The 14,039-nt window shown below is 46.6% G+C and carries 15 protein-coding genes; 11 read left to right on the top strand and 4 right to left on the bottom strand.

The features are described from left to right. Positions 1-151: 151 nt before the first annotated feature. Positions 152-841 carry an ArsR/SmtB family transcription factor gene (locus ABEW32_RS12480; protein ID WP_430188111.1) on the bottom strand — a complete coding sequence of 230 codons (690 nt, stop codon included), beginning with the start codon at positions 839-841 and terminating at the stop codon, positions 152-154. Positions 842-939: 98 nt separating this feature from the next. Between ABEW32_RS12480 and ABEW32_RS12485 the strand changes: the two genes are divergently transcribed. From ABEW32_RS12485 to ABEW32_RS12495, 3 genes are all read left to right on the top strand, one after another. Then, the gene (locus ABEW32_RS12485) at positions 940-1,578 is read left to right on the top strand and encodes a flavin reductase family protein (RefSeq protein WP_430188113.1); all 639 of its coding nucleotides are present in this window, start codon (positions 940-942) and stop codon (positions 1,576-1,578) included. Between the two features lie 152 nt (positions 1,579-1,730). Beyond that, positions 1,731-3,023, top strand: a complete 1,293-nt coding sequence (locus ABEW32_RS12490) for a homocysteine synthase (RefSeq protein WP_430188114.1) — start codon at positions 1,731-1,733, stop codon at positions 3,021-3,023. Between the two features lie 190 nt (positions 3,024-3,213). Continuing rightward, positions 3,214-4,878 (top strand): CoA-disulfide reductase, encoded by a 1,665-nt coding sequence (locus tag ABEW32_RS12495; protein ID WP_430188115.1) that lies wholly within the window; start codon positions 3,214-3,216, stop codon positions 4,876-4,878. On the opposite strand, the gene ABEW32_RS12500 is transcribed toward ABEW32_RS12495, so the two are convergent. Further along, positions 4,863-5,231, bottom strand: a complete 369-nt coding sequence (locus tag ABEW32_RS12500; RefSeq protein ID WP_430188117.1) for a VOC family protein — start codon at positions 5,229-5,231, stop codon at positions 4,863-4,865. The genes ABEW32_RS12495 and ABEW32_RS12500 overlap by 16 nt on opposite strands. A 143-nt stretch (positions 5,232-5,374) precedes the next feature. Between ABEW32_RS12500 and ABEW32_RS12505 the strand changes: the two genes are divergently transcribed. From ABEW32_RS12505 to ABEW32_RS12535, 7 genes are all read left to right on the top strand, one after another. Further along, positions 5,375-5,704 carry a hypothetical protein gene (locus tag ABEW32_RS12505; protein ID WP_430188119.1) on the top strand — a complete coding sequence of 110 codons (330 nt, stop codon included), beginning with the start codon at positions 5,375-5,377 and terminating at the stop codon, positions 5,702-5,704. 339 nt (positions 5,705-6,043) lie between these two features. Further along, the gene (locus tag ABEW32_RS12510) at positions 6,044-6,166 is read left to right on the top strand and encodes a hypothetical protein (RefSeq protein ID WP_430188121.1); all 123 of its coding nucleotides are present in this window, start codon (positions 6,044-6,046) and stop codon (positions 6,164-6,166) included. 99 nt (positions 6,167-6,265) lie between these two features. Beyond that, positions 6,266-6,571: a LexA family transcriptional regulator gene (locus ABEW32_RS12515; protein WP_430188123.1), complete on the top strand. Its 306-nt coding sequence runs from the start codon at positions 6,266-6,268 to the stop codon at positions 6,569-6,571. A 590-nt stretch (positions 6,572-7,161) separates the two neighbouring features. Continuing rightward, positions 7,162-7,299: a hypothetical protein gene (locus tag ABEW32_RS12520; protein ID WP_430188125.1), complete on the top strand. Its 138-nt coding sequence runs from the start codon at positions 7,162-7,164 to the stop codon at positions 7,297-7,299. A gap of 121 nt (positions 7,300-7,420) precedes the next feature. Further along, the gene (locus ABEW32_RS12525; protein WP_430188486.1) at positions 7,421-8,923 is read left to right on the top strand and encodes an HD-GYP domain-containing protein; all 1,503 of its coding nucleotides are present in this window, start codon (positions 7,421-7,423) and stop codon (positions 8,921-8,923) included. Between the two features lie 174 nt (positions 8,924-9,097). Beyond that, positions 9,098-10,543, top strand: a complete 1,446-nt coding sequence (locus ABEW32_RS12530) for an ATP-binding protein (RefSeq protein WP_430188127.1) — start codon at positions 9,098-9,100, stop codon at positions 10,541-10,543. A gap of 38 nt (positions 10,544-10,581) precedes the next feature. Then, positions 10,582-11,301 (top strand): NAD(P)H-binding protein, encoded by a 720-nt coding sequence (locus tag ABEW32_RS12535; protein WP_430188129.1) that lies wholly within the window; start codon positions 10,582-10,584, stop codon positions 11,299-11,301. A 78-nt stretch (positions 11,302-11,379) separates the two neighbouring features. On the opposite strand, the gene ABEW32_RS12540 is transcribed toward ABEW32_RS12535, so the two are convergent. Beyond that, entirely contained in the window at positions 11,380-12,648 is a 1,269-nt protein-coding gene (locus ABEW32_RS12540) for a DUF4179 domain-containing protein (protein WP_430188130.1), read from the bottom strand. Then, complete coding sequence (locus ABEW32_RS12545; RefSeq protein ID WP_430188132.1) at positions 12,645-13,172, bottom strand: sigma-70 family RNA polymerase sigma factor; 528 nt, start codon at positions 13,170-13,172, stop codon at positions 12,645-12,647. Before ABEW32_RS12545 ends, ABEW32_RS12540 begins: the two co-directional genes overlap by 4 nt. Positions 13,173-13,439: 267 nt before the next feature. Between ABEW32_RS12545 and ABEW32_RS12550 the strand changes: the two genes are divergently transcribed. Then, positions 13,440-13,820 (top strand): RidA family protein, encoded by a 381-nt coding sequence (locus tag ABEW32_RS12550; RefSeq protein WP_013308546.1) that lies wholly within the window; start codon positions 13,440-13,442, stop codon positions 13,818-13,820. Positions 13,821-14,039 lie beyond the last annotated feature (219 nt).

Below are 14,039 nucleotides of genomic sequence, written 5' to 3' on the forward strand. Positions count from 1 at the left end.
GAACCATCCTTCCATTCATACGATGATATTGAAGGAATTATATCATAGGATGAAGATGCGAAAATTGGGCATAGTGTTCTCTAAAGAAGGGAGATTGATCAGTAAGTAACATCTAATGCGGAATAAGAAAAAGGATTAGAACTATGATGATCTAGCCGACCTCTATCGAAAATATCTCCTTAAAACCTCTTTTGCCACCGTCTGTAATGCGTATCGCTCGGCTTGTGGGCAGATGCTCGATCCAATGTAATTCGAACAATCTATCCAGAAGAGCACTTCCTAAAGCACCGGCCAGGTGATGGCGTCGCTCACTCCAATCCAGACATTTATGTGAGAAGGAGCGACGCTTTTGTCTTGTATTCTTGAGGTTGATCTGAAAGTCAGCGAAGAAAATCACTCCTTGTTGGGTGATATGAAGTCCGTCCTGATTCTCGGAAAGAATCCCCTTTTGCATGAAAAAATCCATAATCTGTACACCTAAATGACCCGCAACATGATCGTAGCAAGTTCTTGCCAGCCGTATGGCCTCGTTTTCGGAGGCTTGCTTGAATGACTTGATTGGAACAGGTGGAGCTATGGATAAAAGTGACTCCATCACCTGGGCAACTTCGGGGTCTTGAATGCCATAGTAACGGTGCCGCCCTTGTTTTTCTACAGTAACGACTTGTGCCTCGGTCATTTTAGCCAGATGGAAACTGGCGGTTTGCGGTTTGATGCCTGCCATATGGGCCAACTCACTTGCCGTGTGGAATCTGCCGTCTAATAGAGCGGTGAGAATGGCTGCACGGGAAGGCTCGCTAACGAGAGAAGCAATCATGGCTACATTTGATTTGGTACTCATGGCACGGTTATCCCCCTTTGTAATCCATACTTCGATGAAGGTTGAAATGTTTACATTTTACAATAAGGAGGCAGATCTGAACAGAAGGAGAAGAGAATATGAACCCTATGAATCCAATAAACCAATCGAACCCTAGCCCAAGTATAAAAACGATAAACCCTAGCATTTTATATTACGGAACCCCTGTCATTTTACTCAACACGCTGAATGAGGGTGGAACGACCAATATTAGCCCTATTTCCTCCTCATGGGCACTAGGAGATTGTGTGGTACTGGGCATTGGAACAGGCGGAAAAGCATTAGAAAATATGGAGCGGCATCTCGAATGTGTAATCAATGTTCCTGGGCCTTCGATGTGGGAAAATGTAGAGCGTTTGGCTCCTTATACAGGCAAGAATCCCGTGCCGGCGGAAAAAGAGAAAAATGGATTTACTTATCAAAAAGATAAGTATGAGATTAGCAGACTGACTGCGATTGACTCAAATAGGGTCAAGCCCGCCCGAATCCAGGAGTGCCCTATTCAAATCGAAGCAAAGGTGCAGGAGGTGCGAATCCCTGACCATTCTCCTTATTTTGCGATCGTCGAAACCCAAGCCATACAGGTGCATGTTCATCAGGATATAATCCGCGGAGAGAATCATATTGATCCGGCAAAGTGGAGCCCGCTCATCTATAATTTCCGCCATTATTTTGGTCTGGGCGAGCATTTGGGCAAAACCTTCCGATCCGAAATTTGATGTTTCCATAAAAAAATAATATCCGACCAGAATAATGAGAATTATCTTCCCAAATCGTTCTTTTTGTGCGAGAATAATTGAAAAATCATCCATGACTACGCATACAGGAAGAGACGATTCATACAGCACGTATAACAAGGGAGGAAATAATCATGTCAGAAGAACGCAAGCTGTCATTCGAAACTCTCGCTGTCCATGCCGGACAAGAGATTGATCCTACTACCTTTTCCCGCGCCGTTCCGTTGTACCAAACCACTTCATATGGATTTCGGGATGCCGAGCATGCGGCTGATTTGTTCTCGCTGAAGGAATTTGGCAACATTTATACGCGTCTGATGAATCCGACCACGGATGTGTTCGAGCAACGGATCGCCGCACTGGAAGGCGGGGCTGGCGCATTGGCGACAGCTTCGGGAGCGGCAGCGATTTCCTTCTCCATTCTGAATATTGCTGGAGCTGGAGATGAAATTGTATCGGCCTCCAGTCTGTATGGCGGTACATATAATCTATTTTCTACCACACTGCCCAAATTGGGCATTAAGGTGCATTTTGTCGATTCGGATGATCCGGAGAATTTCCGCCAAGCCATCACGGATAAAACGAAGGCTATATTTGCCGAAACGATTGGCAATCCACAGGGAAATGTGCTGGATGTAGAAGCTGTAGCGGCGATTGCACACGAATATGGGATTCCGCTGATTGTAGATAACACGTTCCCAAGCCCCTATTTATTACGCCCTATCGAATATGGAGCGGACATTGTTGTGCATTCGGCAACCAAGTTTATTGGCGGACACGGTACGTCTCTTGGCGGGGTAATCGTGGACAGTGGCAAGTTTGACTGGAAAGCCAGTGGTCGTTTCCCTGGACTGACTGAGCCGGACCCAAGCTACCATGGGGTTGTATACACCGAGGCGGTGGGACCTATCGCGTATATTATCAAGGCACGGGTGCAGTTGCTGCGTGACTTGGGAGCAGCGATTTCTCCATTTAATTCATGGCTGCTGCTTCAAGGCTTGGAGACATTGCATCTGCGACTGGAAAGACATAGTCAGAATGCCTTGAAGGTAGCGCAATATCTCGAAAGTCACAAGGATGTGGAGTGGGTCAGCTATTCTGGATTGCCGAGCCATCCATCCTACGAGTTAGCCCAAAAATATTTGCCAAAAGGACAAGGGGCCATCCTGACCTTTGGCATTAAAGGCGGCAGTCAGGCGGGAAGCAAGCTGATTGCGAATGTGAAGCTATTTTCTCATTTGGCGAATGTGGGTGATTCCAAGTCTTTGATTATTCATCCGGCAAGCACAACCCACCAGCAGCTGAGCGCAGAGGAACAGGTGGCTGCCGGAGTCAAACCGGAGCTGTTGCGTTTATCTGTTGGGACCGAAGCGATAGACGATATATTGTATGATCTGGAGCAGGCAATCGCGGCCAGTCAACAGTAATAACCATAGCTGGCGGCTTGTTAAGCCCAGTGAGATAGGATTTTGTAGCAGTCGAAGTGATTCTTGATTCAGATCGAGTTTCGTTCAGGGTTTGATGAGGCGGGGGCAACCTCCGCCTTTTTTGTTTGTTGACAATATACCCCCATAGGTATATATTATACCCCATAGGGTATATAAGGAGGGGAAGAAGTTGGGTAAAAAAATAATTATTATTGGCGGGGTAGCAGGTGGAGCTTCTGCTGCGGCGAGATTGCGTAGATGGAGTGAGGAAGACGAGATTATTCTGTTTGAACGCGGTGAGCATGTTTCTTTTGCTAACTGTGGTCTTCCTTACTATATTGGGGGGACAATCCAGGCACGGGAGAAGCTGTTTCTTCAGACCCCTCAAGGTATTAGAGACCGTTTTAATATAGATGTGCAGGTGCTGAAAGAAGTAATTCAAATAGACCGCGAGCATAAGCTTGTCCGTTACCGCGATATGACCACAGGAGAGACGGATGAGCAGCCGTACGATATTGTGGTATTATCGCCGGGAGCCAAACCGATGATACCGGACATTCCCGGACTACATGAAGCTACAAATGTATTTACTTTAAGAAACATTCATGATACCGACCTTATTAAGGCATATGTCGATGAAAGGCATCCCAAGCATGCCACGATAATCGGGGCCGGATTTGTTGGTCTAGAGATGGCTGAAAATTTGCGAGAGCGTGGACTTGCAGTAACCATCATGGATAAGGGACAACAATTGCTGAACCCGCTTGATCCTGAAATGGCCAAACTGGTGGAACAGCATATGCAGCTGAACGGGGTAGAGGTGCGTTTAGAAGAAGGAGTCGCAGCTTTTGAAGAGCAGGGTGCACAGCTCCGTTTGACCTCAGGGGAGATGCTTCAGACGGACATGATTATCCTGGCGATTGGTATTGTGCCTGAAAATGAGCTGGCCAAGCAAAGCGGGTTGGAGCTTGGTTTTCGTGGTGCCATTCAGGTGAATGCTCAGTTGCAAACCAGTGATCCGTCCATTTATGCGGTAGGGGATGCCATCCAGGTCAAAGACCGCAATCATGGATTTGCAACAATGGTATCACTGGCCTGGGGAGCCAATCGGCAGGGACGTTTGGCAGCGGATCATATTAATGGTCAGGCGATTTCTTATGATGGTGCGCTCGGAACATCCGTAATTAAGACGTTTGCATTAACCGCAGCTTCTACAGGCAACAACGAAAAAACATTGCAGCGGCTGGCTGTACCTTATCAGGCTATTCATATTCATCCCGGTTCACATGCCGGTTATTATCCTGGCGCGTCACCTATTTCAATGAAGCTGCTCTTTCATCCGAAGACCGGGATGATCTACGGGGCACAGGCTGTCGGTGCAGATGGCGCAGATAAAAGGATTGATGTTATTGCCACGGCGATTCGTGGCCACTTAAATGTCCGTGAATTGGCAGATATCGAACTTGCTTACGCACCTCCTTACTCTTCAGCTAAAGACCCTGTGAATATGGCAGGTTACGTAGCTTCAAATGTCATGGATGGGCTGGTCCAGACGATACAGTGGCATGAAGTTGACGATTTTCACCGCAATGGTGGTCTTGTTATTGATGTCCGGGATGCGGTGGAGCTACAGGGAGGAGCCATTCCAGGCTCTATCCATATCCCTCTGGCCGAGATTAGAGAGCGGATGTCGGAAATTCCTCGGGACTTGGAGATTGCGGTATCCTGCCAGGTCGGGTTGCGCGGCTATCTTGCAGCCAGAATTCTGGCTCAATCGGGCTATCGGGTGAGGAACGTTGATGGTGGCTACAAAACATATTCGGTTATGGCTAAACATGATCATCTTTTAAAATAGTTCATCACCCATCCAATTTGATTAAGATGATCCGTTACTTCGCCGTGCAGTGCACCAAAGAAAGTATCCTGCAATTCGACGGTAATGGTACCTTTCTCAGATAATGCATGGTAAGCCTGTTTAAGCTCATCTTCACTCTCACAGTCGAGAATGATTTGGACATGCTGCGCTTTCTGCGGTTTACCGTAGGAATCGGAGAAATGGATATGGCTGGTACCCAGGTGCAGCTCGGCATGTAGAAGCCTGCCTTCCTGCTTGTTCAGTACTTTGATTTTCCCGCCTAAAACAGACTGGTAGTAGTCAACCGACTGCTGTACATCGTTTACAATGACAAAAGGACTTGCACTTCTCATAAGATCCATTCCTTTCATTTCTTTTATGTAGGGCGTCTGCTACTATACATTATTTACATTGTCGGCAGGGTTTACCCCTTTTCCAATCAAATTATGGCTTGGTTCACTGTGTGACGTCTGTTACAATAGAAGAGGTATATACGATGGATAGAAAAGAGGTCGAACAGGTGGGCACTTCAGCAATTTGGGAAGCAGTTATCTATTGGGTGATCTTGGTGATTTCCGCTCTATGCGTAATTGCAGTATCTGGTAGTCGGAGAACCGCAAGCACGATTATTTTGGCGCCCGTTGTTTTGTTCTGTACCATATTTATGATGCAGGGCTCGGTGTTTACTGCCATGAAGCACCCGACCATGGGGGCTAATGTTGGTTTGGGTATGGCTTTTCTGACCACATGGGTAGTCAGCGGAATATTGTTTGCTGTAGCGCTTGTGATTGCTTTTATTAAATATAGCAAAAAGAACAAGGCGTAGTTCAGCCTTAACCTCAGATGAAAAAGGGCCTTCGGTGATTACCGAAAGCCCTTTTTGTATTCTTAGTTAACGATATAGGGATGTCTCGGCTTATCTGCGTCTTCTCATGAGCAAAACAACGATCAGCACAATGATGATCACGATCAATAGAAACTTCATAGTCGATTACCTCCTTGGTCAGTCTCCTACTTGGTATTAACCATTTTAGGCAAGTGTGCACCGATGTATCCCAAGCAAGTATGTATTGCCAAATGTTTGGTGAAAATGTGAGGGTCGGATCAAAAAGAGGTTTACAGTCTTAGCTGGAAAGTGTATACATAAAGTAAGGAGGCGATTGCCATGAGTGATCGTGCATTTCATTTGTTTTATATTATTTTCTTGACGGTTCTGGCACTTGGAAGCGTTGGAGGAATCTCTTGGTGGTTGCGCTCTGTCGGTCGCCAGGAGAAGGAAAAAAACTAAATTCAGCATGGGCATACAAGCCCGCATGCATCTTCCAGTAGGAGGGTGCATTTTTATGTGTTATAATAGGAACATATGTTCTTTGTAGGGGGAATAACGATGTTGCCAGATTTGGAACGGAAGCTACTGCGCATTTTGTATAATTATTTTGCCCAGCATCGCCACATGCCTACAATGGCTGAATTGTCAGCAAAAACGGGTAGACGAGATCCTGAAATTACAGCTGCATTGCGACATATGGAACATGAGCGCTATATCACCTGGGAAAATAACACAGGCACCCAGCATATTGTTTTACTGGAAGGTTGGGAGCGTCCTTCTGCCTACAAGCCTGCCCAAGTGGAAGCTGGACGCCCTACTACCCAAACGCAGTCTGGTAGTACGGAATATTGGACAAATTATTAGCAGCCATATAAGGCTGGAAAATTAATGAGTTTTTAAGGTGCATATCATTTAGTTTTAAGAAAGTAAGACTATAATGACCCTATTAACCCCTTTTTGATCAAGCTATAGGCCCTGTCGATGTATCGGCAGGGCCACTTTTTTGTTCATAGATATGTTTTCCGTATATGAAAAATCCCCCGGATATCATCCGGAGGATGGGTGCAGTTTGCGTATACTGCACAGCCTGCTCAAACTTCTTCGTTTGACAGCATAATATATATTTAACCCCTGCTACCTTGTATTATATGGTCAGCATGTCATAAGGGGCAGTCTGATTCCTCTGTTCATTTTCCAAACGACAAAAGCCCTACCTCTCTTTCGTCCTTGCGGCTCCGATGACCGCGCCAGTGTGAATGTGAAAATCTTCGGCAAAAGCTCAAAATTCTACATTAGGGTTATACATAAAATTTGGAGAAGCTCCATGCGGTGATTAGGAGTATAGCTTCTTGCGTGGAATCCTATGGGGTTAAAACATACTAACATAGTATAGCAAGAATGATTCTAAAACACAAGGCATTTTTGGTTTTTTTGATTGCAGACTGGAAAATGCTATGGACAATCCGATCAGCGTGACGATTCGCAAGGCTGATCGGATGCAAAAAGCAGGGCCTCAGAGAGTGAGTCCTGCTGCGGACTTTGTCAGACCCAGGTCCCTGCGAGAGCTGCACCCGATATGGCCTGCTCGCTAGTGTTATTCTCCTGGGACTTATGCAAATTGCTCAAGCAAGAAGGTTAACTTTTGACGGCTGGACTCCGATATTGAATACAAAGATATTTTATGAGCGTACGGATGAAAAGAGGGGTAGCATTTTGCCAATCTATAAGCGCTTTATTCAGCATGTTATCCTGAACTATATTATAGGTTCATTTATTGCTGTACTACTGGTATGTACGATTTTTGTATTTTCCACGTTAAATGTAGCTCACTATGAGCTTCTGGGTCTTGTCAAAATTGTTGCATTTTCCAGCGTCATTATGATTGTTTGTGAAACTGTAGTGTTTCGAATACATTTGAGACCCGTTCATCGTTTTTTTCAAGGCAACCAGGAGACGCTCAAGGATGTAGAAGCGGTGTATATACGGGTTCACCATCTGCCCAATTTGTCAGTTTTGCGTATTGTTGGACCGCATTTGTTAGGCTTCTCTATCCCTGCAGCCGTCATTGCATTATGGATGATACATACTGGACAACTTCCCTTTCCCTTATATTATGTAGGAATCGCCTGTATAGGAGCTTGTCTGGTCGCTTCCATGCATGCACTGATTGAATTTTTCCTGACCATGAGAGCAATCAAACCGCTGCTGGAAGAAATCCGTGATCGGACCTACCAGCAGTATGGATTAAGCCTGTCCCTACGAGGACGAGTTCTGCTATCACTGCGGCATAAGTTTCAGTTAAGTGCAACGTTAATTGGTGCATTTCCTCTGTTTCTGTTTTGTTTAGCTACACAGATTCGGCTGGAACGCTTGGATACGGCAAATTCCGGCTCCTATTGGGCCTGGGCGGGTACGATTTTAATATTTGGTGTAGCTTTTGCTTATTTGGGCGGCAGGTTGCTGACCCGTGAGATCGAACAGCCTATCCATCACTTGTTGGAAAAAATGAATGAAGTGAAGGAAGGCCGCCTGAACAGTAACGCCAGTGACTTGTACTCGGACGAGTTTGCGGAGCTGGTCGAAGGGTTCAACATGATGATCGAGGGCCTGAGAGAACGAGAGGAAAAGAACGGTCAGCTATTGGACAGTTACTTTGCCACTTTGGCTGCAGCGCTGGATGCACGGGACGCCTATACCGCAGGACATTCGTTGCGTGTGGCTGAATACTCTGTGCTCATCGGACGAAAGGGCGGTTTAAGCGAAACGGACCTCGACTTGCTCCGTAAAACAGCCTTGCTGCATGATATCGGTAAAATCGGTGTGGCTGACGCTGTGCTGTTTAAAGATGGCAAGCTGACAGACGAGGAGTTTGACCAGATTAAAATGCACCCGGTTATGGGAGAGAGTATTCTTCGGCAAGTGGAGCCGGCTTATGCTATGGCCCCTTATCTGCCCGGTGTACGCTCGCACCATGAGCGTTACGACGGCAAGGGATACCCTGACCAGCTCTCTGGGGAAGATATTCCGCTATTTGGGCGCATCATAGCCGTAGCGGATGCCTATGATGCGATGACTTCAGACCGTCCCTATCGGAAAGGTATGAAGGAAGAGAAGGCGGTTATGATATTGGAAGAGGGTAAGGGAACCCAGTGGGACCCTTACTTTGCCGAATTATTTGTCAAGGAGTGGCACCGGAACAAAGGCATCCCAAGCTGACTCTATAGATACTCCCACTAGGGCGAGCCGTTACGGTTCGCTTTTTTTATATATACAAGCAAGCCTCTTTGGATATGTCGAAACATGGAGCTTCATGTTATGATGTACGAGAAAGGCAAAATCGGTTAGCATAGGCCTGGCATCCAATTTCTCGCGCAATGGGAGTGTGAATCCATGCAATTTTCAATGATGTTTTTAATGAATTTGGGGATGCTGATTGCCGTTGCCTATGTGGCGAACGTGATTTATAAATATGGCTTGAGTCGTACCTCTTCGCGGTTCAAATATGTTAGCTCGGTGCTGCTGGTGGTATTTGGCGGATGGGTCAGCTCTTGCTTTGGTTTTAACTTCAATGAAACCGTTATTTTTGATCTGCGTTTTGTTCCGCTCATTATCGCAGCGCTGGTATACCCCCGGTCGTATACGCTGATTATTATTGGAGTAGCGATCGGTCTTACGAGATTTACCTTCGGTTTGAATATGGCGGCGTGGGTCGGCTTTCTGAATATGAGCATTTTGGGCGTATTATGCGCCGGATTGAACTACTGGATGCGCCGTTCCACCTGGCGCCTGATTATTAAGGCATCCGTAACCATTTTAGCGGTTAATATCGTAAATACGTTAAATATTGCCTTCCTGGGCGTCATTCCCTGGCGCTATTATGTAGCAGAGGTTGTTCCTCTTACACTGCCTATTGGCATTATCCTCAGCTTTTTATTTGCACTGATATTACGTGATTTTCAATTGGAGCAACAGCGAAACTATCAGATTCAGCAGGCGAATGAGTTATTGTCAGAGCAGCGTGATCAGCTGCAGAAGGCAAAGGTGATTTTAGAGGAACGTGCCAAGCAGCTCATGATGGCTTCCCAGTATAAATCCGATTTTATGGCAACGATGTCGCATGAGTTACGTACACCTCTGAACAGCATCATTAACCTGGCACAGATTATCAACGAGCAGGGAAAAGAGCTGGATGAAGACGAGCTATACCAGTACAGTGATTTAATCTACGCCTCGGGCCATGATTTGCTCCAACTGATCAATGACATTCTGGATTTATCCAAGGTCGAGGCTGGGCACATGGAAATCGTAAGTGAGCCAGTCAGTGTGCGTGAGATTGCGCAGGGGATGATGATGCATTTTGAAGTCATGGCGAAGGATAAAAACCTGCAATTCAGCTTGAATGTGCATGAACATATACCGGATGAAATCCGATCCGATTCCAAACGAGTACAGCAAATTTTGCGTAATCTCTTGTCCAATGCCTTTAAGTTTACTCATGAAGGACATGTATTGCTGGAAATCAGCACACAGCATCTGGATCGAAAGGGCCAGGAGGGAGATTGGGTTGTATTTGCTGTAAAAGATACAGGCATTGGTATATCCAAGCTTCAGCAGCATGTGATTTTTGAGGCATTCCAGCAGGCGAACGGTTCGATTAATCGTAAATATGGTGGGACTGGGCTGGGGTTGTCCATCAGCCGTGATTTCTCCCGCTTGTTGGGCGGGTTTATCCGTCTGGAGAGTGAGGAGGGTAAGGGGAGTACATTTTCCCTGTACCTGCCTATGTGTCCGTCTGAAAGCAAGAAGGCGGTCGAACAGCCGTTTAAATTAACCTGATCGCAATCATGGGAACAAGGAGCGTTAGGAGGTATATCATGGAACGTAAAGCGGTTGTTGTGGGTGGCACAGGGCTCGTCGGAGGGTATGTTGTACGGGAGCTGCTGGTGCAAAAGGAATACACCCGCGTCATGGTTATGGGCAGGCGTCCATTGGACATCAAGCATCCCAAGCTGGAGCAGGCGCTCATCGACTGGGAACAGCCACAGAAGTCTGCCTTCGCTCTCGAAGGGGTGGATGATATGTTTTGCTGCCTTGGGACAACGATGAAAAAGGCGGGCTCCAAGGAGCGATTTCGGCAGGTAGATCTGGACTACCCGGTTCTGACAGCCCAGTTGGGCAAAGAGGCTGGAGCAGTGCAAATGCTTGCAATCTCTGCAATGGGTGCTGATCCGAATGCACGTGTGTTTTATAATCGTACCAAGGGTGAAGCTGAAGAGGCGCTTGCCGCGATCGGATTGCCTGCACTGCATTTGTTCCGTCCGTCGCTCATTTTGGGAGCGAGGTCTGAACGGCGTTTTGGCGAAGCCGCCGCCACGGTTGTCATGAAGGCGCTAGATGGCCTGATGACAGGCAGGCTAGCCTCCTACCGCGCTATCCCCGCTTCGTTCATCGCACGAGCTATGGTACGAATTGCTCTCGCACAGGCGAGCGGCGTACATATTTATCCGAACGACATCATTCGAGTCATCGGTGCAGAACTAACCTCCGATGATGAGGAATCTGGTACGGGAACGACTCCTGATGATAATGTATAAAACCATGGTTCGGATTAGAAAATGACAATAACGCCGCTAATGCCCGATGATTCGGGCATTAGCGGCGTTATTCGTGTTTTATGGTTGGTTTGTATTTTGCGGCACATCGATCGTAATTTCTAATTCTTTAATGTAATGACGTGTCCAGTTGCCATTAGCGTCGAGTAGGGCACTACCGCCCGGCTGTGTCGGCAAGATATAAGGCTTGAAGATGATCTTTTGGGGAGTGTCCACAAAAGGAGTAAACAGTGTGATCATTTTGCCCTCACGGTCCTTGGTAAAAGGAACTCCAGAGCCGCTCAGCAATTGAAGTTCTCTTCCCTGCTCGTCGAATACAGCATAATCGAGTATATCCAATTCCTTTTTGGTGTACTGGATCGGTTGTCCGTCTTTGATATTATTGTACTCTCGCTCCACAGTATACTCATGCGGCATATGTGCAATATCGGTCAGCATTTTGAACGATGTTGTAATCTTGGTTGTGATGGGGGTAAGTTCTACTTTGTCTGCCGTAAATGCAAGATACGGATTAGATTTGCCCATTTGCGGCTGAAGTATCTGGTTATTTATTTTAGTTTTGTGAACCGTGGTTTGTATGCGGAACGGCTCGGCTACACCTCTTAACTTTGCATATATCTCCAGTTCAAACTGATCTGGTAAGGCGGCTTTACCACTGGCAGGGTCGCGCATATACGCAATCAGCATAGAACTATTGTCTTTGCCCGGACGACCATACATGAGATTAAAGGCGCTACTGTTGCTGTTGACCGACGTCCCATTGATGGACAGGTCCACTTTCTCCAGTATGTCCTCTTCGGGCTGTCGTTGCGTTGGGATGGCCGGATACAGGAATTGATGCTGTGAATCCCCACCGCTTTTTTCCAGTGCTACGACCAAGCGTGTTCCGTCAAATATGATTTGAGGTACTTTCAATGTAATATCGTCATGGGTAACGCTGAGATTCATTGAGGTTGCCAGCCCTTTGCGATCAGCAGTTTGCAGTCCAAGATCTCCAGCGAGCCTGAACACACTATCAACAAGAGGGACCTCTTTCAATGACTCCGCCATTGTAGGCGAAACAAAGGCGCTGCCGATGATCATAACGCCTATAAGCGCTACAGAAGCAGCGGTAATTGCAGTTCCTCGAAGAAACCTTTTAACGGATCGATGGGAGGTTGGGCGGTTGGGTAGCAGGTCTGGACCCGATTCCATTTGTGCATAAAATGCGTCTAGGCGTTGTCTCACCAAGTCAGGGATGACTACCATTTCTGCTTCCAAGTGTTCCTTTTCCAATTGTAATTTCTCATCCAGCTTTTGTTCCTGATTCTCATACTCTGAAGGGTTCATTGAAAGGTTATCTTCCTCTCTCCGTGGTTTTGTAGCAGGTCCATTAATGTTCTGCGAGCACGGTGCAATCGTGTTTTGACGGCACCCTCCGATAGTTCCAGTACCTCTGATATTTCTCTAATCGGCATATCACGCAAATAGTGCAGCGAAATCACGGTTCGCATGGATTCTTCCAAGTGGTCGATGGCCTCGCGTAGTTCGATTTTTTCATATCCGCCCGAGGTGGACGGTTCCTTTATAAATTCCGCCACGGGTACAACCCGTTTTTGCTTGCGGATTATGAGATAGCACTCATTAATGAGGATGCGAAGCAGCCATGTTTTAAAATAGCGAGGTTCACGCAGCTCGCCTAGGGACTTGTATGCTTTGAGCATCGCTTCTTGCATTGCGTCCGCACAATCCTCATTGCTGCGAAGAATGGAGCGTGCCATGCCATACATATCGGATTCCATCTGTTTCATCAAGGCGACAAACGCCTTGCGGTCCCCGTTCCTTGCTTGATGTAAGATTGTTTCGAGATTCAAAGGATGGTGCTCCTTTCCCATCTATACTAGCTATAATCATTGTACCTGTATTTGAATTTGAAATTTAGAATCCATGGTGTGGCAGGTTACAGGAGTTAGATGATACATGGGCGCTAAAGGTTACAGCGGAAATAAAAATATGTAGACCATCGCAACAGGTTGTCTCCAAAGAAACTCAACACGTCAAACCTTCGCGCGGAATAGTGGCTTTGGACTTCACATGCTATAATACGGTGAACCAGTATCAGGAAGGAGAATTCAACCCATATGAAAAAAACAATTGCTACTGAAAAAGCACCTGGTGCGATCGGACCTTATAGCCAAGCGGTGGAGGCAGGCGGGTTCATTTACACCTCAGGACAGCTTGGACTGAATCCGGCAACAGGTGAGTTCGGCAAGGATGTACAGGAGCAGGCTCGTCTGTCCTTGAGCAATGTACAAGCCATTTTGGAAGCGGCCGGCAGCAACATGAACCAGGTTGTGAAAGCGACTGTATTCCTGAAGGATATGAACGATTTTGTCAGCGTCAATGAGGTATACAGTTCTTTCTTCGAGCAACCGTATCCAGCACGGAGTGCGGTGGAGGTAGCTCGCCTGCCTAAGGATGCACTGGTGGAGATTGAAGTCATTGCATTGAAGGGCGAATAAGTTACCCAGGGTTCGTTGATTAAATAAAGAAATTCTGCATGGAACCGGGTGTCACTTACTGTAGTGTCATCCGGTTGTTAAATGTATTGAGTGTTGTTCATTTGTATACAAAATGGAGGTGGAGATGATGAATAAAAAAAGTCTACGCCTGATCATTTTTAATAAAAAACAAAGCAAGCGAGCTTGGGCTAAATGATTCAGACCCATGCTCGCTTGTGC

The organism is Paenibacillus jamilae (assembly GCF_050482105.1).
Lineage (GTDB): Bacteria > Bacillota > Bacilli > Paenibacillales > Paenibacillaceae > Paenibacillus > Paenibacillus jamilae_B.